Annotated in this window: 23 protein-coding genes; 12 read left to right on the forward strand and 11 right to left on the reverse strand. The window is 64.0% G+C overall.

Annotation, left to right across the window (positions count from 1 at the left end; all coding sequences use genetic code 11):
• Window position 1: 1 nt before the first annotated feature.
• The 5 genes from QOH60_RS01555 to lmeA form a co-directional block, all read right to left on the reverse strand.
• Window positions 2-835: a sulfurtransferase gene (locus QOH60_RS01555; RefSeq protein ID WP_526416370.1), complete on the reverse strand. Its 834-nt coding sequence runs from the start codon at window positions 833-835 to the stop codon at window positions 2-4.
• Window positions 836-870: 35 nt separating this feature from the next.
• The gene (locus tag QOH60_RS01560; protein ID WP_526416372.1) at window positions 871-1,323 is read right to left on the reverse strand and encodes a DUF4395 family protein; all 453 of its coding nucleotides are present in this window, start codon (window positions 1,321-1,323) and stop codon (window positions 871-873) included.
• Between the two features lie 68 nt (window positions 1,324-1,391).
• On the reverse strand, window positions 1,392-1,481 hold the full coding sequence (locus tag QOH60_RS01565) for an Ms5788A family Cys-rich leader peptide (protein WP_526316216.1): 90 nt from the start codon (window positions 1,479-1,481) through the stop codon (window positions 1,392-1,394).
• 28 nt (window positions 1,482-1,509) lie between these two features.
• Window positions 1,510-1,932: a thioredoxin family protein gene (locus QOH60_RS01570; RefSeq protein WP_526416374.1), complete on the reverse strand. Its 423-nt coding sequence runs from the start codon at window positions 1,930-1,932 to the stop codon at window positions 1,510-1,512.
• Window positions 1,929-2,726 carry a mannan chain length control protein LmeA gene (gene lmeA, locus QOH60_RS01575; RefSeq protein ID WP_526416376.1) on the reverse strand — a complete coding sequence of 266 codons (798 nt, stop codon included), beginning with the start codon at window positions 2,724-2,726 and terminating at the stop codon, window positions 1,929-1,931. The genes QOH60_RS01570 and lmeA overlap by 4 nt, the downstream gene beginning before the upstream one ends.
• A 190-nt stretch (window positions 2,727-2,916) precedes the next feature.
• Between lmeA and QOH60_RS01580 the strand changes: the two genes are divergently transcribed.
• The 7 genes from QOH60_RS01580 (at window position 2,917) to QOH60_RS01610 (ending at window position 9,719) form a co-directional block, all read left to right on the forward strand.
• Window positions 2,917-3,780, forward strand: a complete 864-nt coding sequence (locus QOH60_RS01580; protein ID WP_526416416.1) for a winged helix-turn-helix transcriptional regulator — start codon at window positions 2,917-2,919, stop codon at window positions 3,778-3,780.
• A complete protein-coding gene (gene mshD / locus QOH60_RS01585; protein ID WP_526416378.1) occupies window positions 3,777-4,673 on the forward strand; it encodes a mycothiol synthase in 897 nt (298 codons plus the stop codon). Before QOH60_RS01580 ends, mshD begins: the two co-directional genes overlap by 4 nt.
• A gap of 314 nt (window positions 4,674-4,987) precedes the next feature.
• The gene (gene pstS / locus QOH60_RS01590; RefSeq protein ID WP_526416380.1) at window positions 4,988-6,139 is read left to right on the forward strand and encodes a phosphate ABC transporter substrate-binding protein PstS; all 1,152 of its coding nucleotides are present in this window, start codon (window positions 4,988-4,990) and stop codon (window positions 6,137-6,139) included.
• A gap of 94 nt (window positions 6,140-6,233) precedes the next feature.
• Complete coding sequence (gene pstC / locus QOH60_RS01595; protein WP_526416419.1) at window positions 6,234-7,208, forward strand: phosphate ABC transporter permease subunit PstC; 975 nt, start codon at window positions 6,234-6,236, stop codon at window positions 7,206-7,208.
• Complete coding sequence (gene pstA, locus QOH60_RS01600; protein WP_526416382.1) at window positions 7,205-8,110, forward strand: phosphate ABC transporter permease PstA; 906 nt, start codon at window positions 7,205-7,207, stop codon at window positions 8,108-8,110. The genes pstC and pstA overlap by 4 nt, the downstream gene beginning before the upstream one ends.
• A gap of 18 nt (window positions 8,111-8,128) precedes the next feature.
• Window positions 8,129-8,905: a phosphate ABC transporter ATP-binding protein PstB gene (pstB, locus tag QOH60_RS01605; RefSeq protein ID WP_526416384.1), complete on the forward strand. Its 777-nt coding sequence runs from the start codon at window positions 8,129-8,131 to the stop codon at window positions 8,903-8,905.
• 67 nt (window positions 8,906-8,972) lie between these two features.
• Window positions 8,973-9,719, forward strand: a complete 747-nt coding sequence (locus QOH60_RS01610) for a response regulator transcription factor (RefSeq protein ID WP_526416421.1) — start codon at window positions 8,973-8,975, stop codon at window positions 9,717-9,719.
• Window positions 9,720-9,730: 11 nt separating this feature from the next.
• Here the strand turns inward: QOH60_RS01610 and phoU are convergent, their stop codons facing one another.
• The 4 genes from phoU to QOH60_RS01630 form a co-directional block, all read right to left on the reverse strand.
• A complete protein-coding gene (phoU, locus tag QOH60_RS01615) occupies window positions 9,731-10,396 on the reverse strand; it encodes a phosphate signaling complex protein PhoU (RefSeq protein ID WP_526416386.1) in 666 nt (221 codons plus the stop codon).
• A gap of 83 nt (window positions 10,397-10,479) precedes the next feature.
• A complete protein-coding gene (locus QOH60_RS01620; RefSeq protein WP_526416388.1) occupies window positions 10,480-12,540 on the reverse strand; it encodes an LCP family protein in 2,061 nt (686 codons plus the stop codon).
• 172 nt (window positions 12,541-12,712) lie between these two features.
• The gene (gene dusB, locus QOH60_RS01625) at window positions 12,713-13,876 is read right to left on the reverse strand and encodes a tRNA dihydrouridine synthase DusB (RefSeq protein WP_526416390.1); all 1,164 of its coding nucleotides are present in this window, start codon (window positions 13,874-13,876) and stop codon (window positions 12,713-12,715) included.
• Between the two features lie 29 nt (window positions 13,877-13,905).
• Window positions 13,906-14,904 carry an acyl-ACP desaturase gene (locus QOH60_RS01630; protein WP_526416392.1) on the reverse strand — a complete coding sequence of 333 codons (999 nt, stop codon included), beginning with the start codon at window positions 14,902-14,904 and terminating at the stop codon, window positions 13,906-13,908.
• 247 nt (window positions 14,905-15,151) lie between these two features.
• On the opposite strand from QOH60_RS01630, the gene QOH60_RS01635 reads away from it, so the two are divergent.
• On the forward strand, window positions 15,152-15,538 hold the full coding sequence (locus QOH60_RS01635; RefSeq protein WP_526416394.1) for a PASTA domain-containing protein: 387 nt from the start codon (window positions 15,152-15,154) through the stop codon (window positions 15,536-15,538).
• Window positions 15,539-15,541: 3 nt separating this feature from the next.
• Here QOH60_RS01635 and QOH60_RS01640 read toward each other — a convergent pair whose 3' ends face one another.
• On the reverse strand, window positions 15,542-16,144 hold the full coding sequence (locus QOH60_RS01640; RefSeq protein ID WP_526416396.1) for a TetR/AcrR family transcriptional regulator: 603 nt from the start codon (window positions 16,142-16,144) through the stop codon (window positions 15,542-15,544).
• Between the two features lie 73 nt (window positions 16,145-16,217).
• Between QOH60_RS01640 and QOH60_RS01645 the strand changes: the two genes are divergently transcribed.
• The 3 genes from QOH60_RS01645 (at window position 16,218) to QOH60_RS01655 (ending at window position 19,282) form a co-directional block, all read left to right on the forward strand.
• Window positions 16,218-17,228: an oxygenase MpaB family protein gene (locus QOH60_RS01645; RefSeq protein ID WP_526416398.1), complete on the forward strand. Its 1,011-nt coding sequence runs from the start codon at window positions 16,218-16,220 to the stop codon at window positions 17,226-17,228.
• 29 nt (window positions 17,229-17,257) lie between these two features.
• Window positions 17,258-18,391 carry a serine/threonine-protein kinase gene (locus tag QOH60_RS01650; RefSeq protein WP_526416400.1) on the forward strand — a complete coding sequence of 378 codons (1,134 nt, stop codon included), beginning with the start codon at window positions 17,258-17,260 and terminating at the stop codon, window positions 18,389-18,391.
• Between the two features lie 126 nt (window positions 18,392-18,517).
• Window positions 18,518-19,282 (forward strand): SGNH/GDSL hydrolase family protein, encoded by a 765-nt coding sequence (locus tag QOH60_RS01655; RefSeq protein ID WP_526416402.1) that lies wholly within the window; start codon window positions 18,518-18,520, stop codon window positions 19,280-19,282.
• A gap of 16 nt (window positions 19,283-19,298) precedes the next feature.
• Here QOH60_RS01655 and QOH60_RS01660 read toward each other — a convergent pair whose 3' ends face one another.
• Entirely contained in the window at window positions 19,299-19,976 is a 678-nt protein-coding gene (locus tag QOH60_RS01660; protein WP_526416404.1) for a sensor domain-containing protein, read from the reverse strand.
• Window positions 19,977-21,128: 1,152 nt separating this feature from the next.
• On the opposite strand from QOH60_RS01660, the gene QOH60_RS01665 reads away from it, so the two are divergent.
• Window positions 21,129-22,469, forward strand: a 1,341-nt coding sequence (locus QOH60_RS01665) for a hypothetical protein (protein WP_526416406.1), incomplete at its 3' end; no start/stop codon positions are given.

The raw sequence follows: 22,469 nt of genomic DNA on the forward strand, positions 1-22,469 counted from the left end.
ATCAGCTTCCCAACTCGATCGGGACCCCCACCAGGGAGCCGTATTCGGTCCAACTGCCGTCGTAGTTCTTGACATTCCCGTGCCCGAGGAGCTCACGGAGCACAAACCAGGTGTGAGACGAGCGCTCGCCGATTCGGCAGTACGCAATCGTCTCTTTCGAGTCGTCAAGGCCCGCTTCTGCGTACAGCGTGCGCAGATCGTCATCTGACTTGAATGTGCCGTCCTCGTTGGCGGCCTTGCTCCACGGCACGTTGAGGGCGCCGGGGATGTGGCCAGGCCGCTGGCTCTGCTCCTGCGGCAGATGCGCAGGGGCAAGGATTTTGCCGGAAAACTCGTCGGGGGAGCGGACGTCGACGAGGTTCTTCTCCCCGATCGTGGAGATCACTTCGTCACGGAATGCGCGAATGCTGTTGTCCGGCTGCTTGGCGGTGTAGCTGGTGGACTCCCGCTCGACGGTGTCAGTGGACAACGGACGACCGTCGAGTTCCCACTTCTTGCGTCCGCCGTCGAGCAGCTTCACGTCGTCGTGCCCGTAAAGCTTGAAGTACCAATATGCGTATGCGGCGAACCAGTTGTTGTTGCCGCCGTAGAGGACCACGGTGTCGTCGTTGGCGATCCCGCGGTCGGACAGGAGCTTCGAGAACTGCTCGGCGTCAACGAAATCGCGCTTGACTTGATCCTGGAGATCGTCGCGCCAATCGAGTTTTATTGCACCTTCGATGTGTCCGGTGTCGTATGCGCTGGTGTCTTCGTCGACTTCGACAAAGACGGTCTTCGGCGCGTTGAGATTGCTCTCAGCCCAGTCAACTGTGACCAGGACTTCGGAGCGGGCCATGAATTTCCTTTCGTTGCTTGATAATTGGTGGTCGATCAGGTAGCCGGACTCCGGCGGAATCTAGCGATCAGTGGATACAGCTGGCAGCCAAGACAAATGGCGAACGCCGCGTTGAGGAAGGCGGCGACAAGGGCCATCGCGGTTGCCGCGAGGCCGACCACCGACTGGCCTGTGGCAAAACCAGCGACGCCGATCACCGCAAAGATGAGGCCGACGAGCTGGGCGAATTTCAGCGGCGGCACCGGCTCGCGCTCGGTCACCGGCGCGAGCCGGGGTGCGACGAGGTGCGCGAACACCATCCCGTAGGGGCCCCGGCGCGGGCCACGCCACGCGGTGATCGCGAAGACGACGGCCTGTGCACCCAACAGTATGGCTGTGGCCGGCATGCTGACGGCCGAAACCAACAACACCACCACGAGGACCGCGCTGGTCACCCATGCGGCGAACCGGGGACCGCGGACATCTACTTCAGTGGTGTTGGTCGGCATAGAAATACTCCTGTGCTGGACGAGCTGGCTGGTAACGCACGGCCCTGGCCGCTAGCGCGGATGCGCGCTCAGCGACAACAGCAACAGAAACAACCCGCGGTGCGGCACAGATCTACTGCGCGGCGCTTGGTGAGCAGCTGCTCAAGGCGGGCGAACACGGGGCCAGCTTACCCAATGGACATGCTCTCAAGCCAATAACGGGATCAGGGCCGACCGCAGGTCAGCAGCCGTGGGTACACCTGAGGTCCGATACCGCTGGCGTCCGTCGTCGTCGAAGACGAACGTCGTCGGCAGCGAGAGCACCGAAAACCGCTGCGCCGCGCCCGGATCGGCGTCCAGGTCGATCTCCACGTGGGACACACCGGGCAGGTCGCCGCACACCTGGTCGACGACCCGGCGGACCGCCGCGCAGGGGCCGCACCAACTGGCGCTGAAGTGCACGACCGTAGGCCCCGAGTCAGACAGGCCCAGATCGGTGGTGTCGACCTCGACTGGTCCCCTGCCCTCCCGCAGCACGCCCGAACGCCGGTTCACCAGCACCCCGATCAGCACGGCGACCACGAGAGCGGCGACGATCACACCGGCTGACGTGGCCAACGACCAACTCATGTCACTGTGAACTGATCGAGGCGCACCGTTAGTCCCTCGGCGATCCCCTCGATGATGACGTCTGAGCCGCGCGCGCCCTCCCGGGTCGGCGCAACACCGAACGGCAGCTTCTGATCCGGAAGGCTCGTGCTGAACGCGGCAAGCACCGCGCTCAGTTTGTTCTCGGGGACATCCCGCTTCGCCGTGCCGGGTCGAGTCGTGATTCCGGTCGCCCTCACGACAAGCGTCGTGTTGGCCGGACCGGCCATCGAGAGGTCTACCGAGACGCTGACCTTCTGGTCGAATCCGGCCGATTTCGGGGTTCCGGTGAAGATCAGGCCGACGCTGCTGGAGATGCCGGACTCAGTCGTGCCGCCCGTGGCGTCGTTGGCGTCCCTGGGCGGGCTGTCGACGGTGAGGTCGGTGATGTGCATGTAACGGCCCAGATGCACCGAATCGATGATGATCCGACTTTCGAGCTTGCCGACGGGCAGCAGAGCGCGCGGGCGGACGAGCCAGGACGCCTCGGACAGGTCGAGATCATGAAACGTGGCCTCCAGCGTGGCCTTCCCGAGGACGGGACGTTCGACCAACGCTGCCTTTATCTCCACCTCGCGGTAACGATGACGCACCACCTGTGGAATGAACGGAAAGCCCAGAATCGCGACCGCAGGATCGAAATCGAGCTTGGCCTCGGTTCTCACAGTGCGAGAGAACCGGTACTCGGCGTAAATCGCGGTGCCGAAGTCGGCGGCCACCGCCCCGCCGGCGAGCACGACGAGCGTGACAGCGATCCCGATCGCCAGTGCGCGCACCCGCACATTCTGTCCTACGAGCTGTCCGACGAGGACGCGACGATCCCCGGACGGTTTGCCCAACGAGCGCCACGAACGCCCTGCCGACGGCGAAGTCGCAGGTCGCGGGTTATCGTTATGTATCGTCAGTCCGACGCCGGGCTGACAACAGCCGTACGTCAAAGCGTCGTACACCTTCGTGCTGGAGGGTGTGTTGGATCTATTACTCCTCACCGCGGACTCACGTCCGGAGTCGGTGCTGCCTGCCTTGTCGCTGTTGCCACACGGCGTGCGCATCGCCCCGAGCGAGGTGTCGTCGCTGCTCGAGACGGGTAGCGCCGACGTCGCGATCGTGGACGCGCGATCCGACCTCGTCGCCGCCCGGGGGCTGTGCCGGTTGTTGGGCACCACCGGAACGTCGGTGCCGGTCGTGGCAGTGGTGAACGAGGGCGGCCTCGTCGCGATCAATGTCGACTGGGGGCTCGACGACATCCTGCTGCCCGGGACCGGACCCGCCGAGGTCGACGCGAGGCTGAGGCTGCTGGTGGGCCGCCGCGGCGGCGCGGCCAGCCAGGAGAACCTCGGCAAGATCACACTTGGCGAGCTGATTATCGACGAGGGCACCTACACCGCACGGCTGAGGGGCCGTCCACTTGACCTGACGTACAAGGAGTTCGAGCTCCTGAAATACCTCGCTCAGCACGCGGGACGGGTGTTCACCCGCGCGCAGCTGCTCCAGGAGGTCTGGGGGTACGACTTCTTCGGGGGCACCCGCACCGTCGACGTCCACGTGCGGCGCCTGCGGGCAAAGCTGGGCCCTGAGCACGAGTCACTCATCGGCACAGTGCGCAATGTCGGCTACAAGGCCGTACGACCGGCGCGCGGCAGGCCGGCCAGCGAGTCCGGAGCCGGTGACGAGGTCGAGGGAGATCTCTCCGCCGACGACGACGAACACGACGACTTCGATGGCCGCAGGCCCGGTGGGTCGCCGACGCCCGACGGTCTTCGGTCGAGCGGCCTGGCGTCCGAGGGTCTTCGCGGCCAGGGGCTAGCGGATCCTCTCCGCACTCCGTGACCCGCCTCGGCTGGCAGGACCGGCTGTCCGCGGACCACATACGCCAGATTCGTGACGTGATCGCGGCTGCCGCACGGGCAGACGGGATCGCCCCGGTGGGCGAGCAGGTGCTACGAGAATTGCCTTTGCGCCGCACGCACCACCTTCTGGTCGAGGATGACGGGCGCGTCGTCGGCTATCTGAACCTCGCGCCGGTCGACGGTGCCGCGCCGCCGATGGGGGAGCTGGTGGTGGCGCCCGATTGCCGCCGGCGAGGCATTGGTGCGTCGATGGTGCGAGCGGCGCTGGGCAAGGCAGGCGATGAGACCCGGTTCTGGGCGCACGGCAATCTCGAACCGGCGCGCGCCACGGCAGCCGCGCAGGGGCTCAAGCCGGTCCGCGAGCTGTGGCAGATGAGCCGCCCGTTAAGCGATCTGCCGCCGGTCACGGTGCCGGACGGGATCATCGTGCGCGCGTACGCCGGCCCGGACGATGACGCCGAGCTGCTGCGGGTGAACAACGCGGCGTTCTCGTGGCACCCCGAACAGGGCGGATGGACGCCGGAAGCGTTTGCTGAGCGCAGCGCAGAGCCCTGGTTCGAGCCTGCGGGGCTCATTTTGGCGGTCGACGAGAGCACCGGGCGGCTGGCCGGATTTCATTGGACCAAGATGCATCTTGATCAGCCGGGTCTCGGCGAGGTGTACGTAGTGGGTGTCGACCCCGACGAACAGGGCCGCGGGCTAGGACGCACGCTGACGCTGGCCGGTTTGCATCACCTCGCAGCGCGGCAGAAGGGACACGCCGAGCCGACAGTGCTGCTCTACACCGAAGCCGACAACGCCGCGGCGGTACGCACCTACGAGCGGCTGGGGTTTGCGGTTTCGGGCGTTGACACAGCTTACGCACTACGCTGAAGCCCGCGTGAATGTGTGCTCGCTGCAACATCTTTCTGCGAGTGACCGGCTCGCTTGCCTCTTCGCTATGTGTTCATTGACTGAAAACTTCCTGAGCGCGCCCGAACGCCAATGATCAGCGCCAGAATCCGGCGCAACCTCGGCTGGTCTGGTTCATCTTTCGTTCATCTTCCTTAGGTGGGGTATTCACAGTCGGGCCATAGGTTCGGGTGCCGGGCAGCGATCGTCCTGCCCGACGGAACGTTTGTTCCGTGGTTCGGCCCGACCCGGTGGCGGAGCTACCTTTTCGTCACCCTGATTCGTCAAGGAGTTATGTGAAGCTCAACAAAATTGGCGCTGCCGTGGGCGTGCTGGCCGCCAGTTCGCTCGTGCTGTCGGCGTGCGGCAACGACAACAACACCTCTTCGTCTTCGTCCTCTTCCAGTTCTGGCGGCTCAAGCGCCAGCGGCTCGCCCGCGGCGGCGAAAGTCGACTGCGGGGGCAAGAAGACGCTGAAGGCCAGCGGATCCTCGGCGCAGGCGAATGCGGTGACGCAATTCGTCAACGCCTACGAGGCGGCCTGCGACGGCTACACGCTGAACTACACATCGAACGGCTCAGGTGCCGGCGTCAAGGAGTTCATCGGTGGCCAGACCGACTTCGGCGGCTCGGATTCGCCGTTATCCGCCGACAAGGGCGAGGTCGCGGACGCGAAGGACAAGGCCTGCAAGGGCGCGGACGCCTGGAACCTTCCCGTCGTGTTCGGCCCGATCGCGGTCACCTACAACATCCCGAATGTCAGCAATCTGGCGCTCGACGGGGCGACCGCAGCCAAGATCTTCAACGGCAGCATCACCACGTGGAATGACCCCGCAATCGCCGCGCTGAACTCAGGCACCACGTTGCCGGGCGATCCGATTCACGTCGTCTTCCGCAGCGACGAGTCCGGCACCACCGACAACTTCCAGAAATATCTGGATGCCGCGTCGAACGGCGCGTGGGGCAAGGGCGCAGGCAAGACGTTCAACGGTGGTGTCGGTGAGGGCGCCAAGGGCAACGAGCAAACCGCGGCGGCCATCAAGAACACCGCGGGTTCGATCACCTACAACGAGTGGTCGTTCGCGAAAGGCCAGAACCTGTCGATGGCCAAGATCGTGACGTCGGCAGGCCCCGACGCCGTGGAGATCACCGCTGACTCAGTCGGCAAGACGATCGCAGGCGCCAAGGTCAAGGGGCAGGGCAACGACCTCGTGCTCGACACGGCATCGTTCTACAAGCCGGCTCAGGCCGGTTCGTACCCGATCGTGCTGGCGACGTACGAGATCGTGTGCTCGAAGTACCCGGACGCCGACACGGGCAAGGCGGTGAAGGCCTTCCTGCAGGCAGCCACGGGCGCGGGCCAGAATGGGTTGGCAGACAACGGGTACGCTCCAGTGCCGCCGGAATTTCAGTCCAAGCTATCTACCGCCATCAACGCCATCGCTTGATTAGGGTTCAGCCATGGCTCTCGAACCCGATATTTCGGGAACTCCGGGGGTGCCGCCAACAAAGGCGGCACCCCTCGGAGGGGAAAGTTTGACCTTGCCCGATCAGCTGGAATTCACACAGCCCCCGACGTCGATCGGCGCCGGTTCCCGCAGACTGGGCGACCGGTTGTTCAAGTCGATCGCCGTCGCGGCGGGTCTGACCATTGTCGTCGCGATCTTGTTGATCGCGATCTTCCTTCTTGTGCAGGCCATACCCTCGCTGAAGGCCAACGAGGCGAACTTCTTTACCAGCGCGACCTTTGACACCACGGATGCACGGCATCTGAAGTTCGGCATCCGCGATCTGTTCATGGCCACGGTCCTGAGTTCGATGTTCGCGTTGGCCATCGCGGTTCCGATCGCGGTAGGCATCGCTCTGTTTTTGACCCACTACGCACCCGCACGGCTGTCGCGCCCGTTCGCCGTCCTGGTCGATCTGCTGGCCGCTGTGCCGTCGATCATCTTCGGCCTGTGGGGCATCGGTGTCCTCGCTCCGCAGCTCGTGCCTGTCTCGGAATTTCTCAACAAGCACCTGAATTGGTTTTTCCTCTTCGGCAACAGCAACATTTCGCTGGCCGGGGGCGGCACCATCTTCACCACCGGCGTCGTGCTTGCGGTGATGATTCTGCCGATCATCACCTCGGTCAGCCGTGAAGTCTTCCGGCAAACCCCGATTCCTCACATCGAAGCTGCGCAAGCACTCGGTGCCACCAAATGGGAAGTCGTGCGGATGACGGTGCTGCCATACGGACGCAGCGGCGTCATCGCGGCGTCGATGCTTGGTCTGGGCCGTGCGCTCGGCGAGACCATCGCGGTCCTGCTCATCCTGCATGCGGCGTCCAAGCCCGGAACGTGGTCACTGTTCGACGGTGGTTTCACCTTCGCGTCGAAAATCGCTTCAGCCGCCGCAGAATTCAGTTCTGCACTGCCCACCGGCGCCTACATCGCGGCTGGCTTCGTGTTGTTCGCGCTGACGTTCGTGGTCAACGCGGCGGCTCGCTTCGTCGCGGGCGGAAAGGTCAACGGATGAACGCCACCACGCTCGATCAGCCGGTGAAAGGGCGCACGTTCCAACCGGTATCTGTCGGCAGGCGTATCAAGAACCAGCTCGCGACGTCGCTGGTCACGCTCGCGTTCGGTATCGCGCTGGTACCGCTTTTCTGGGTTCTCTACATCGTCATCGAGCGGGGCTGGCGTGCCGTCATCACCTCGCATTGGTGGACGAATTCGCTCAAAGGAGTGTCACCACAGAGCTACGGCGGAGGCGTCTACCACGCCATATACGGCACTATCGTCCAGTCTGGGATTGCGGCTGTTCTCGCCATCCCCCTCGGGATGATGGCCGGCGTATTCCTTGTCGAGTATGGACGCGGCCCGCTGGCCCGGACGACGACGTTCATGGTCGACGTTCTTTCGGGCGTTCCGTCGATCGTCGCCGCGTTGTTCATCTTCAGCCTGTGGATCACCACTATCGGCTTTCCGCAGAGCGCGTTCGCGGTGTCGCTGGCGCTGGTGCTCCTGATGTTGCCTGTCGTCGTGCGGTCGACCGAGGAAATGCTCAAGCTGGTGCCCGACGAGTTGCGAGAAGCCAGCTACGCCTTAGGTGTTCCGAAGTGGATCACGATTGTTCGGGTTGTCGTGCCCACCGCCCTGCCCGGCATCATCAGCGGTATTCTGCTCGCCATTGCCCGCGTGATCGGCGAGACCGCACCGGTGCTGGTGCTCGTGGGCTACGCCCGCGCGATCAACTTCGACGTCCTCGACGGAAACATGGCGTCGCTGCCGCTGCTGATCTACACCGAGTTGATTACCAACCCCAACCCTGCGGGCCAGTTCCGAATGTGGGGTGCCGCGCTCACACTGATCCTTCTGGTCGCCTTCCTCATGGTGCTTGCCGCCCTAGCGACCCGCCTGCTTACTCGTAAACGCTGATACGACAGGACCTTTGAAGTGGCTAAACGTATAGACCTCAAAGACGTCAACATCTACTACGGCAATTTCCACGCCGTCGCCGATGTCGCGCTCGCCGTGCCGCCGCGCAGCGTGACCGCGTTCATCGGACCCTCCGGATGCGGCAAATCGACGGTGCTGAGATCGCTGAACCGGATGCATGAGGTGACGCCCGGTGCGCGCGTTGAGGGCTCTGTTCTGCTCGACGGTGCCGACATCTACGCCGCCGGAGTCGATCCCGTCGGCGTCCGCCGCACCATCGGCATGGTGTTCCAGCGGCCCAATCCTTTTCCGACGATGTCGATCAAGGACAACGTCACTGCCGGTGTGCGACTTCAGGGTTCGCGCAAGGGCAAGAACCTGGATGAAGTCGCGGAGCGGTCACTGCGGGGTGCGAACCTCTGGAATGAGGTGAAGGATCGTCTCGACAAGCCCGGCGGTGGCCTTTCGGGCGGCCAGCAGCAGCGACTGTGCATTGCCCGCGCAATCGCGGTGCAGCCCGACGTATTGCTGATGGACGAGCCGTGTTCGGCGCTCGACCCGATTTCGACGCTGGCGATCGAAGACCTCATCTCCGAACTCAAGGTCGACTACACGATCGTGATCGTCACCCACAACATGCAGCAGGCCGCGCGCGTCAGCGACCAGACCGCATTCTTCAATCTCGAAGCCACCGGCAAACCCGGCAAGCTGATCGAGATCGACGACACCGAGAAGATGTTCTCCAATCCGTCCCAAAAGGCCACGGAGGACTATATTTCCGGGCGGTTCGGCTGATCATGGTGACAGTCATCACGGTCGCGGGCAGGCAATAAGGCTCCGGAGAGGAGCAGGTCCGCAGGATCTGACCATCGAGATGCGACAGGTTGGCGCAGGGATGGGTGCGACTGAGTATGGGGGTGCGGTTTCGCGGGTACGCGGCACGTTAGTGCTCGCCGAGACCGACGCGGAGACCGCTTCGGAGTTGATGGATGCCGCTTCGGGTTTCGGCATCAAGACGATCTGGTGTCGTGATGGGGCAGGCGCACTGCTGGCCGTCGGCGCGGAAGCCCCTGACGTGCTTGTGATTTCAACTGACACGGACACCATCGACGCTGCGAGCATGGTCGCCGCGATCCGCAACCACTCTGACATACCGATCCTCGTGGGTGCCGCGCCCGGTGAAGAAGGTTTCGTGCACCGAGCCCTGACAGCCGGGGCGTCTGCGGTGATCTCGCGGCCGTACGACATTGCCGCGATCGCGCCCTTCGCGGTCAGAGCGAACAGCGAAGTCCACGAGGCCACAGAGGTATTGAGCGCCGGACCGATTGAGGTCGACCAGCGCGGCCGCGAGACGCGCGTTCACGGTCGTTTTGTTCAGTTGACTCAGCGCGAGCTGGATCTACTCGTATTTCTGATCAAGCAGCGCGGCAAGGTGGTCAGCAGCGAGGAGATCAGCCGCGAGGTGTGGGGTCGTTCCCCTGACACGAACACCGTTGCGGTGCATGTCAAAAGACTGCGCAAAAAGCTCGGTGACGACCCCACCCACGGCGCGTTCATCCGCACTATCAGGGGCGCGGGGTACCGGTTGGCACCGTCTGTCTGCGACTAGAGGCCTTACGGTCACCCCGAGACGACGCCCTCGTCCTCGGGAAGTTTTCCGGTCGCCTGGAAGAACACCCGCCGGCCGATCTCGACGGCGTGGTCGGCGAAACGCTCATAGAAACGGCTGAGCAGCGTCACATCCACCGCCGCCATCACGCCGTGCTTCCAATCCCGGTCCATCAACACGCTGAACAGGTGCTTGTGGAGGTCGTCCATCGCGTCGTCTTCTTCGCGTAGGCGCGTCGCCAAGTCAGGGTCTCGGCAGACCACGACCTGCTGTGCGGCGTTACCCAACTCGACCGCCACTCTTCCCATTTCCGCGAAGTAGCCATTGACCTCTTCGGGCAACGCATGCTGTGGGTGCCTGCGGCGGGCGATCTTGGCGACATGCAGCGCGAGCGCACCCATCCGATCCACGTCGGCGACGATCTGGATCGAGCTGACGATTGCCCGCAAATCGCCCGCTACGGGGGCCTGTAACGCCAACAGCACGAAAGCGGCTTCCTCGGCCCTGGCGCTTCGGGAGGTGATCTGGTCGTGTTCGGAGAGTACCTGCTCGGCCAGTGCCAAATCGGCTTGCAGCAAAGCCTGCGTGGCTCTTTCCATCGCGACGCCGGCCAAGCCGCACATCTCGCCAAGCTGCTCTGTGAGAGCGTCCAATTGCTCGTGATACGCGGTCCGCATGAATCCAGACTACGGTCTGACGTCGATCCAGGTCACGACGACTCGAATGAACTCACGGTGAACGCGCTGAGGCTAACTTCCGCTCACTCGCAGGAGGCGTCGGCGGCGTTGGTGACGCTGAGGTCCTCCGGCAGCTTCGTGGGTGTCACGCTGGCATTCTGGGTCAGACGGACCGTGACCGACGAGCCCGTCGGCAATGGCTGGCTCACGCTGTTGAAGTCGGATCCGAGCACCACCTGCACGACATCGGCCATCCCGGTTACCCGCTGGATGCTGGGCTTTGGGAACACCGACGCCACCGTCGCCGCGGCCTGCTCGTTGCCCGGCGAGAAGAGCACCGTGGTCGACGCGAGGGTGGTCGGATAGTCGTCTGGCACCGTGACTTTGAAGCCGTGCTGCTCCAATTCGCCTGCGGCTGTAGCGCCGAGCCCGTCCTGGCCGGTGGAATTCGAGACGTGCACGGTGATGCCCTGCGGTGCGGTGGTTACGGCATCGACGAGCTCGCCATTTTCGTGCGACGTTGCGGCCGACGACGGGCTGCTGCTCGCAAGCGGCGTATTGGCGTGGGTGGTGGGCGTGGTGGTTTCGTTCTGGTCGTTCTCGCCGGGCAGCGGGTCGTCGTTGATGATCGCGTCGAACAGCGCGCGGTTGTCCTGGGTGCGCAGCGGCTCGTTGCCGTCGGCGTCCGTCTCGCCGGTCGGCACCGTCAGGAACGTGACGTGCCCGGCGGACATGCCCTGAATGGACTGACCGAGGTCCACAAGATCCTTGGTTCCGACGTTGTCCACGCTGCTGTCGTCGATGAACGTGTTGACGACGTCGTTGAGCTTTTGGAGGCTGAAGAACACCTCGTTGGAGATCAGCGACCGCAGCAGTGACGACAGGAACAGCTGTTGGCGTTTGATGCGCCCATAGTCGCCGTTGGTCTCGGTGGTGACTTGGCGGGCACGCACGTAGTTCAGTGCGGTCCGACCGTCGATCGTCTGCCAACCCGCCTGCGGGAGAACAGTGCCAAGCTCGTAGTCCTTCAACGGCGTAGTGCTGCACACCCTCACGCCACCAAGAGTGTCGACCATCTTGGCGAATCCGGAGAAGTCGATGGCCATGAACCGGTTGATCGACAGTCCCGAGAGTTTCTGAAGCACCTTGACCAAGCACTTCGGACCGCCGTACGAATAGGCCGAGTTCAGTTTGGTTTCCGTGTACAACTGCTTGGGCCCGTAGGTGCCCGTCTGTTCGTCGTAGACCGGTCCGTACTTGCCGGTCTGGGAATCCCATGCGTCGCACAGCATCGGCGTGATCGCGAGGTCGCGCGGAAACGATACGGCGACAACGCGCTTGCGGCTGGCGGGAATGTTGACCAGCATCACGGTGTCGGACCGTGCTCCGCCGGCGTCCTCGCTGTTGCCTGCGCCCATGTCGGCATTCGCGCCGAACCGGCTGTCGACACCGACGATGAGGAAGTTCTCGTCGCCGTACTGCGCGCCGGGGTCGACGATGTCACGGGAGTTGGGATCGAGCGCGGCGATGTAGTTGAGGCGATGGTTCTTCGACGCGCTCCATTGCCACGCACCTCCCGTCGCGACGAGCGCGACGAGCGAAACGAGTGCGATCGCGATCCGCCCAGCCACCACGAGGGGATGGTGCGGCTTGTGTTTGGGCTTGTCTCGCTTCTCGGGGACAGCCGAAATTACTCTTGTCGCGTTCTCGGGCTTGCCGAGCAGCAGCGCCTGCGCCTTGCGCCGCTGGGCGGCCGCGGTGAGATCCGGCACGTCTGCCGCACGCAGCTTCGGAAGCTGCGCAGTGACGGCGTCATCCCAGTCCGGGGCATCGAGATGGTCCTCAGCGACGGGCCGACGACGGGAACGGCGAGGCCGCGAGTCGCCGGCTGCGGGAGTTACACCGCTCACTTTCGCGATCAGGTCGGCCACCGACACCCCGTCGGTGTGGCTACCACCGGAGGGATCGGGATCCTGGCCGTTGGTCGCGGGGGTTGGTTCCGGACGGAAACTCCGTGAGCGCTCCCACGGCGCGGCACCGGGTGACGGCCGCGGTTTTCGGGTAAGCCATTCCTGGGAGCCGTCTACATGACCGTGACGCGGGCCGGGAGTGGCAGCGGGAGGATCCCTGTCGCCATCACTCATGTCGTACCGGCCTCCGTCAGAGATCGATAAAAGCCAATCCGCGGTCGTGCAGCAAGCGGCTCGTTATGCGTCTTAGCAGCAAAAGGTGAACATCCGGCGTCGTTGCGGGATGCAACCAGGCTTACATCGTACTGAGACATTGTCAGTTGCGTTATATCGGAACCGTCTCGGTTCAGCCTCCGGAATGCATGACGTCCGCCCCGACAGGCACCGCGCAGTCATCTGGGTCTGACAACCAGCCGTGCGGCAGTGCGACGGACGCGGCCGAACCTTGCCGGCCCCGAGGGCCGGTCGCCGCGTCCGGGAAGGGGACGCCGCCGTCGAGCCTGCTCAACAGCACATCCAGCTCGGCCAGCGTCTTGACGAGCGCCAACGCGCGTCGAAGGTCTGGCCCGGCGGGGAATCCGTGCAGGTACCACGCGATGTGCTTACGGATATCCCGCATGCCTTTGTCCTCACCGAAATGGCCGATGAGTAGCTCCGCATGCCGCCGCATGATCCACGCGACCTCGCCAAGTGTGGGCGGCTCGGCGGACGGAGCGCCCGCGAGCACCGTGGACAGCTCAGCGAACAGCCACGGCCGGCCGAGGCAGCCGCGGCCGATCACCACGCCGTCGCACCCGGTAGTCGCCATCATCGACACCGCGTCCTCGGCGTCGAAGATGTCGCCGTTGCCCAGCACAGGGATCGTTCCAACGTGCTGCTTGAGCGCTGCGATCTGAGCCCAGTCGGCGGTCCCCGAGTAGCGTTGCGCCGCCGTACGGGCGTGCAGTGCGACTGCGGCGGCACCCTCGAGTTCGGCGATGCGCCCTGCGTCGAGATGGGTGTGATGAGCGTCATCGATACCGATCCGGAACTTCACCGTCACTGGAATGTCGGTGTCCTCGACGGCGCGCACGGCGGCCGCGATGATCTGGCCGAACAGTCTGCGCTTGTACGGCAGCGCCGCCCCGCCGCCGCGCCGGGTGACCTTCGGCACCGGGCAGCCGAAATTCATGTCGATGTGATCGGCTAACCCCTCGTCGGCGATCATCCGGGCGGCGGCGTAGGTGGTATCCGGGTCGACGGCGTACAGCTGCAGCGAACGCGGTTGCTCATCGGGCGCGAACGTCACCATGTGCAGCGTCGACGGGTGCCGCTCGACGAGGGCACGGGCCGTCACCATCTCGCACACGTAAAGTCCGCTGACAGTGCCCGCGCGGGCGACCTCCAGTTCGCGGCACAGCGTGCGGAACGCGACGTTCGTGACGCCTGCCATCGGCGCCAGAACCACAGGGCTGCGTAGAGCAAGCGGCCCGATGCGCAGTGTCGTCCGCTCTTCGCGCAAGCGGCTCATCGCCGCCACGGCCGCCGTAGCCGTGTTCATTATGTGCCGGCGGACGCCAACGCCCTTTTGGCAGTGAGCTTTTCGGCCCTGCGAGCCTCGCGCTCGAGGCGGCGGCGCTTGGAATCCTCGAACTTGTCGCAGGCTTGCTCGAGCTCTTGGATGAGGAGTCCCAGGTCGTCACGCATCGCGGCAGCCTCGCCGGTGAAGTCCTCGCGCTCAAAGATGCGCCACTTCTTCAACACCGGCCTGACCACGTCGTCGAGGTGGATACGCGGGTCGTAGACGCCGCCGACAGCGATGATGACGGCCTTGCGCCGGAACTCCGGCACCGTGTAGCCGGGCATCTTGAAGTTGCGCAACACGCGGTGCAGCGACGTCATCGCCTGGTTCGGCGCGATCTCCAGGCCTGCCTCCGACACGTCGCGGTAGAAGATCATGTGCAGGTTCTCGTCTGCGGACACCTTGGCGAGGAGCTGGTCTGCGACCGTCTCGTTGCACGCCTTGCCGGTGTTTCGGTGCGAGACGCGGGTGGCCAGTTCCTGGAACGTCACATAGATGACGGAGTCGAACAGGCTGTCGGCGAACAGGTCGCCCTGCTGGTTCTGGCCTGGGCTGAAGCCACGGGTCACCTGCTCGACGCGGAGCTTCTCCAATTCGACAGGGTCGATGGCGCGGGTGACGACGAGGTAGTCGCGCAGGGCGATGCCGTGGCGGTTTTCCTCGGCGGTCCAGCGGTTCACCCAGTTGCCCCAGGCTCCGTCCATGCCGAAGTTCATCGCGATCTCGCGGTGGTACGACGGCAGGTTGTCCTCGGTGAGAAGGTTCTGGATCATCGCTACTTGCGCGACTTCGGACAGCTTCGATTCCTCGGGGTGCCAGTCCTGGCCGCCGAGCGCGTAGTAGTTTTTGCCATCCGACCACGGGATGTAATCGTGGGGGTTCCAGTCCTTGTGCATCGACAGGTGGCGGTTGAGGTTCTTTTCGACCACCGGTTCGAGTTCGTGCAGAAGGTGCACGTCGGTCAAGTTTTCAGACATGTGGGTGTTCCTCCTCCTCGTGCCTGGATCCCGCCCAGTTATCTGTACCTGTTAGTTGCAGTCAATATATCTGTGTCGGCCGGTGACATTCAAGTTCCACACCGGATCAACAGCTTTGGCGTGCTGCGCCCACAACAGCGGCGCGGTACTATCCGCATGGGCATCCGCCCAGCTCAACACGGGCGGTATTTTGCTCCTCGCGCCCGCAAAGCGAGCGCCGCAGCCACATTACGGAGGTCGTGAACACGTGAGGAAGCTCATTACAATCGGGGTGGGCGCGATGGGCGCAGCCGGCGTCGCGATTGCGCTGGTAGGCGCGGGAACTGCCGCGGCGGCACCGGATGTTTCGGGACAAACGTATGCGAAGGCAAAGCAAGCGCTCTCCGGCGCAGGGCTGACCCCCATCATCGCGACGCGCGTCGGGGACCGCGTCAGCGAGGACGATTGCATCGTGGACCGGGTCCAGGACGCCAACTTCGTCAGCGGCACCGGCACCGCGGCCGCGTCGACGGTCAAGGTCTATCTGAACTGCTACGGCAGTGTCGCGGCGAACAACAAGCCTGGTTACTCGAATCAGGACCCGATGGGCAAGACAGTGAAGTCGAAAGAGGAAGAGGCGGCGTCGGGGGGCTGACCCCTAGGTCGTACGCGAGGCCTGAGGAAAGCCGGCGCCGCTGAAGACCAGGTTCACGCAGTAGTCGATGAATTCGTCGCGCGTCGCATTGAGCCTGCCGTTGAGGTAAGCGGTGAACAGCCCGGTGAGGGCGCCCATCAAACCGGTCGCCACCATGTTCTGCAGCACCGGGTCACTGATCGTCGTGAGCTTGTGCTGGACCAGATCGATGAAACGCGGCATCCACTCAGCGCCCGACCGGACCAGGACCGGCTCGACCTGAGGCGCCAAGAGCAGTACGCGGCCGCGCACGGGGTCGTCGACCATGAGCGCAACGAATCGCTCGACGGCCTCACGCGGTGTGGTGGCCGAAACCAACGTGGCCATTGCGCTGGCACAGACGTCGTCGTATGCGGCGCGAACGAATTCGTCTCTGTCCGTGAAGCTTTCGTAGAAGTAGCGCTCGGTCAACCCGGTTTCGCGGCACACTGCTCGTACCGTCAGAGCAGGTCCGCCTTCACCGCCGAGCAAGCTCACGCCGGCCGTGACCAACGCGTCGCGGCGAAGCGCCTGACGGTCTTCAATCGGGACGCCCGACCAGCGACCCCTGCGTTGACCGTTCGCCACCACTCTCCTAGACTAGTGTTCTGACAACGCACGTAGTCAGTTTTCTGGCTTTGGCGCTGATAGGAACCCACCTGTGAGTCAAGATACGTCTGCGAGCACATCGCTGACCAGCGACGCCGTCGCCTCCGGCTGTCCCGCGGCCGCGGGCGGTTACGACGCGCCTCCCGCGCCGCTGGGTCCGGGCTCGCTGACGTGGAAGTACTTCGGCGACTGGCGAGGGATGCTCCAGGGCCCGTGGGCCGGATCGATGCAAAACATGCACCCGCAACTCGGCGCGGCCGTCGAGGAGCACTCGACGTTTCCCCGTGAGCCGTGGCCACGCGTGCTGCGATCGCTCTACCCCATCGGGGGAGTGGTGTTCGATGGCGACCGCGCACCGATCACGGGGGCGCAGGTGCGCGACTACCACACCGATATCAAGGGCGTGGACGCCAAGGGCCGCCGGTATCACGCGCTGAACCCCGAGGTTTTCTACTGGGCGCATTCGACGTTCTTCATGGGCACGATTCACGTGGCCGAGCGGTTCTGTGGCGGGATCACCGAGGACGAAAAGCGTCAGCTGTTCGACGAGCACATCACGTGGTATCGGATGTATGGCATGAGCATGCGCCCGGTGCCGGCCACGTGGGAGGACTTCCAGGTGTACTGGGATCACATGTGCCGCAATGTGCTGGAGGACAACAAGGCCACCCGCGATGTGCTTGACCTTGCGCACTACCCGAAACCATGGTTTGCGCAATGGGTTCCGGACATCCTGATGTCCCCACTGCAAAAGCATGTGGTGGCGCCGTTGATGGTGTGGCTGTGCGTCGGGCTCTACGACGAGCCGGTGCGCCAATTGCTCGGCTACACGTGGTCGGCACGAGACGAGTGGCTGCACCGGCGACTTGGAGATCTGGTCCGCGCTGCGTTCGCCTTCTTGCCGAAGCGAGCGCGTAAGCACCCGCGCGCGCGTGCCGGCTGGGACCGCGCGACCGGACGAATCGCCGCTGACAGCCCCCTGCCGCAGACTCCTGCCCGGAATTTGCCGCCGCTGGACGAGCGCGGCAAGCCCACGCACTACTGCCCCGTCGACGTGGTTTAGCGCCGGACTAGACGGTCAACGTAGGCAAGGTGAGTGCCCCCGAGTTACTCGGTGGCCGCTACGAGCTCCGCGGAGTGCTGGGCCGTGGCGGCATGGCAGAGGTCCGCGACGGCTGGGACATCCGGCTGGCTAGGCCGGTTGCGGTGAAGATCATGCATCCGGGCTTTGACAACTGCCCAGGGAGTCGTCGGCGATTCGAAGCCGAGGCGCGGGCTGCTGCCAGGTTGAACAACTCGCACATCGTCGCCGTCCATGACAGCGGCGAGCACAACGGCATGCCGTTCATCGTGATGGAGCGCCTGCCGGGCGAGTCACTGCACGACAGAATCGTTTGGGGTCCGTTGCCACAACCCTTGGTCAGAGCGGTGCTCGATGACATCCTGTCCGCGCTGACCACCGCGCATGGCAGCGGGATTCTGCACCGCGACATCAAGCCGGCGAACATCTTGTTTACCCCATCAGGCGAAGCGAAGCTGAGTGACTTCGGGGTCGCGAAGAGCGGTCAGGTCGCCCTCACGGCGACCGGGCAGATCTTCGGCACGATGGCATATCTGAGTCCCGACCGCGTGTCCGGTAGGCCTGCGACCGCGGCTGACGACATCTACGCCGTGGGGGTCGTCGGATACGAGGCGCTGACGGGCCGGAGACCCTACATGGAGCAAGACCTCGCGGTGCTCGCCGCGGCGATCCTGCGACAAGATCCACCGCCGCTGGCGGCGTTGCGCCCCGACGTCGATCCGGCACTTGCGGCCGTCGTGCAGCGCGCGATGGCGCGCGACCCGGCCGCGCGGTATCCGAGCGCTGTAGCGATGCGCGCGGCGCTGGCGGGTCAGGCACCGGTGGCAGTTGGGCCCGCGGGTACCCGCGTGATGGAATCACCGCTTCTGACGCCGATGCCGATGGCGCCGCCATCGACGGCAAGGCCAACCCCGCGCCGCTGGCGGTTGATGCTCGGCGCGGCCGTGGCGATGATTCTCCTCGCCGCGATTGTCATTGCGCTCGGTTCGCAGGAGACGGCATCACCGCAGCAGGTCACCACAAGCACCACCGTGCCGCCCGCGCCGACTACGCCGTCGGCATCACCGACCGTGCCACCGACAGCCACTGAGGTCCCGCCGGCGCCCAACCCGCGGAAGCCACACAAGGGCCCCGGGAAGCACTGAGAGGGCGGTTGAGCGCGGATGAGACACCGTAGCGAATAACCCCCCGCATCACGCGCCAATCAATCGCGGCGTCTTATTCTTGTCGGAGGACTTGGCTATCTCACGAAGTTCGAACGAGGAAGACCGATGACTGCGATCACCAGGTATGTCGCATTGGGGGACTCATTCACCGAAGGGATCGGGGATCCGAATCCCTACAGCGCCAACGGACTTCGTGGTTGGGCCGACCTCGTCGCGGTGCAGCTGGCGAACGGCAACCCTGACTTCCGTTATGCCAATCTCGGGGTGCGGGGACGCACCATGGGTGACGTCATCGACCATCAGGTCAACGTGGCAATCGAGCTTAAGCCTGACTTGACAACGATTTACGCGGGCATGAACGACTTGCTAAAACTACGAACAGATCTCGACACCATGATGGCCCGCTACGCCGACGCGCTTGCCCGACTCAAGCAGACGGGCACCCGCGTGGTGACGTTCACCGCAGCGGACATCGGAACGGTGCCGGTGTTCCGCCGGTTGCGTGGCCGTGCCGCGATCTACAACGAACTCTTGCGCGCGATCGTCGACGACCTCGGCATCGAACTCGTTGATTTCTGGCGCTTCAACGAGTTTCGTGACGCACGCATGTGGGACGACGATCGCATTCATCCGTCTCCGTTGGGCCACAAGCAAATTGCCGCACGTGTGCTCGACGTGCTCGGCATCCCTCATGCGCTGACCGATCCGAACGGATTGAACATGGACAACTGGGTGCCCATCTCCCGCCTGCGTTCTGACCTGTATTGGGTTGCGGCGTTTGCGGTTCCCTGGGTCATGCGCAGGCTGAGGCGTCTGACCCCCGGTGCCGGCGTCGAGCCCAAGCTCGCCAGCCTCTCCTCGGTGTTCTGAGGTTCGGCCGCTGCGATCAGTGCCCGATGCGGTCGGTCATCTTGTGCGCGATGGTCACCGCCTGATCAGCTGATTTCGGACCGCACGCCTGCACGTCGATGATGACGTTGCTGGCGAGGGAAAGTGCATGCTGGCAAGACTTTTCAGTTTCATTTCGAGTGAGCGTCATGCTCAGCTCGTTGGTGGATTTGGTGAGATCTCCGAATCGGTACCTCAGCGTCGGCTGGTCGTTGATGGTGAGGTTGACGGTGTGGTTGGTGCACTTTGACCAGCGGTCGGTTGATTGGTCGAAGACCGTCTTCGCGGCTTCGGGCGTCGGGTAGGCGATCGCTGCCTGAGCGACGCGGTACTCCCAGGTGTCGTTGTCGGGCTGGCGCATCATCTGAATACGGGCTCCGGTCAGCCCGCTGTCGCCGTAGATTTCCTTCTCGCCGACTTGCCAGATGCCCAGGCAGTTGGTGTTGGTCATCACACTGTGGTTGTCGGGGAGCTCAGAAGATATCTGGCCGGGCGTCAGCCCGGTGGTGCCCATGATGGTGTTGACGTCGTTGGCGTTGAGCAGCAAGCCGTCGAGGTCATTCGGGACCAGTACCTTCAGCGGGGCACTGGTCTCGTTTTTCGCGGGGCTGCTGCATGCGGTCAGGGCGGCAAGGACGACGAGCGCGGCGGCCGCACTGAACGATGACGGTTTCACCGGTGTTGCTTAGCGGCAGAAGGTGACGAGGACATGTCCGATAGTCAACACGCCGGATGTTGTGCCTTCTGCCCAACCCCGGTCGACTTGCGAAATCTAGCGCCCGACCGCCGCATTGCAGGCCGGCGGCTGTCCATGGCTCGCCGAGATCAGACTTGATGCACGCTTTTCACTCGCACGCGTGTCATAACTCTGATCTCGGCGCCCGCGGTGATGTCGCAACGAACGCCGGCCGGCGCGTCGCGCTAGCCCCAACCTCCCGACATATACGTCGGTGACGTCGTCGTCGTGCTGGCAGGCGCCGGTGCGGCAGCTGTTGAACTGCTTGGTGGTGCAGTCGAAGTCGCTGTCGGTGCGGGCGCCGCGATGGGCGATGGATCGACCGTATTCCAGCTCTGAGACGTTTCGACCACGGCGAAAACCATTGCCGCCAAAGCGATAAAACCGGGAACGACAACCATCAGCGGGTGCTTGTACCAGCGAGCGTCACGCGGTTGTTTGGATGTTTCAAGCGAATCGTAAGTCATAGTGTCGGATGCTAGATCGATGTCTGCAGTTCAGGAAAGGCTCAGGCACTCAGAAGCGCGAATGCACAGCGAATCAGCAGACTAACAGCGAATTTGACAGTGGATCAAAAGGATTCACCAAGGAGCTGTTCATATCGTGTCTGCAACAACGTAATTCGCAGTAAACAATGAAGGGGAGACGCGCGCCACGCGCAACGCGCTACTTCAATTTGCCTGTCAGCGCGGCGTATCCATCCTGGGAGAGGTCTGTATCGCGGTGACTCTCGATACGCCCTTGCTCAGGGTCATTCTGCGCCAGGGGGACATTTTTTCGCACCGGATTTTTCGGTGCCGATTCGGGCGGGCTGGCCTCGAAGAAAGACTGCCCGAAAGGGAAGTGCACACGGCTCTGGTGACCTCGCGCCGACGTTGCTGTAATCGCAAAGTGGACATCGCGCGCGAGCCGGCTGCGCCCGCACGTGGCGAGCGACCGCGAGTAGAGGCTTACCGTCGAGCACCGCGGAACCCGGCGCAGCGCATTCTGGGGCTGCAGCGTGCAGCGGGAAATACGGCAGTGGCAAGCTTTCTCTCCCCGCGCGCCTCGGTGCAACGCGCAGCACCGATTGATCTCCCTGCGGGGGGATCGGTGGGAACCTCGGCGACAAACGGTCGCGAAGCGGTGTTGCTGGTGTTGGACCGGCTGTACGGAATGTGGGCGATCGAGGCGAAGGACCACGACGACACCAAGGCCGCCGTCACCGCGCTTCCCTCCGGTGCAGCGGTCACCGATCCCGGTCAGTTGCAGGTGATCGACCGCGCACTGACGCGGTTGGAGGATCCGTCACTCGCGGCCCCGGTGGCCAAGGCGCAATTTGTGTTGCCGATCAGCGCAGGCGTCGGACGCGACCAGCCCAACGTGCCGGCCGACGTTGCGATGGTGCAGAACGCACTTGCCGCCAAGGACCATATGAGCCACGACGACTGGGTCAGAGAGAACGGCGCGGCGACGTCAGGCAAACCGCTGACTGCCGCGGATCTTCCGGCGACATATATAGGCATCATCAAGCTCAAACGTCAGGCCGTTGCTGACACGGGTCGACCGGGCTGGTTCCCGATCATCCGATCCGACGAGGGCGTACCCGGAACGGGCGGCGTCGACAAACTCGCGGACCGCACCTTCACTTTCGGGGAATTCATGATCTTCGTTCCCACTGCCGCGACGAAGGTTACGAGCAATCAAGTTCACGTGTTCTTCTCCGCCGGAGGGGTGTTGGACGCCGCTTCGCATGTCGAGCATCACGGCTTGCGTGGCGCCGCCGAAACCGGCGGATGGATCCTGTTCGGCGTGCAGGGTGACGTCGGCAAGACCTTCACGATCAGCGAAGGTCAGGTGAAGGCCGGGCTGGAATCCATTGGTCGCGCGGGCCAAATATCCTCGTTGCGGCTCAGCGCGCACAGCCGCGGCAACGGCAGCATGGCCCGCACCTTGCGCGAGGTGCTGTTCACTCCGAGCCTGATCGACCATGTGAACGTGCTCGATGGGTCCGACTTCTCGAAGGCTCTGAACGAAGGGTTCCGCCGCAGCAAGGTCCCCGCCAGCCGAGTCACTGCGGACGTCGTCAACACAGGAAACTTCGACAGGAAGGGCGTCAAGAACCTCGGCATCGACTCGGCGGGAATCAGGGCGCTCGGCTATGCGCGGTTGATCAACGACGCCGTCGCCACGGGTCGGGTCACGTCAGTGCCGGCGGGAGTCCAAGCCAAGATCAGTGCGCTGCCGCTTCCGCCCAGGGGATCGTTGAGTGCTGTCGACCCCGTGCCACCCGGGAAAACGCCCATCAACGCATTCATGAAGAAGAACAAGGCTGCTCTGGCCGCTCTGCGGGAGGGCGAAGGCAGTTATGCCAACGTTGGGCAGGAATCCCGCATCAAGGACACGTCGGCTTATGCATTCGTCGAATGGAACAACCTGCTCAACCTCAATGAT

Origin of the sequence: Mycobacterium sp. (assembly GCF_032159765.1) — a bacterium.
GTDB lineage: Bacteria > Actinomycetota > Actinomycetes > Mycobacteriales > Mycobacteriaceae > Mycobacterium.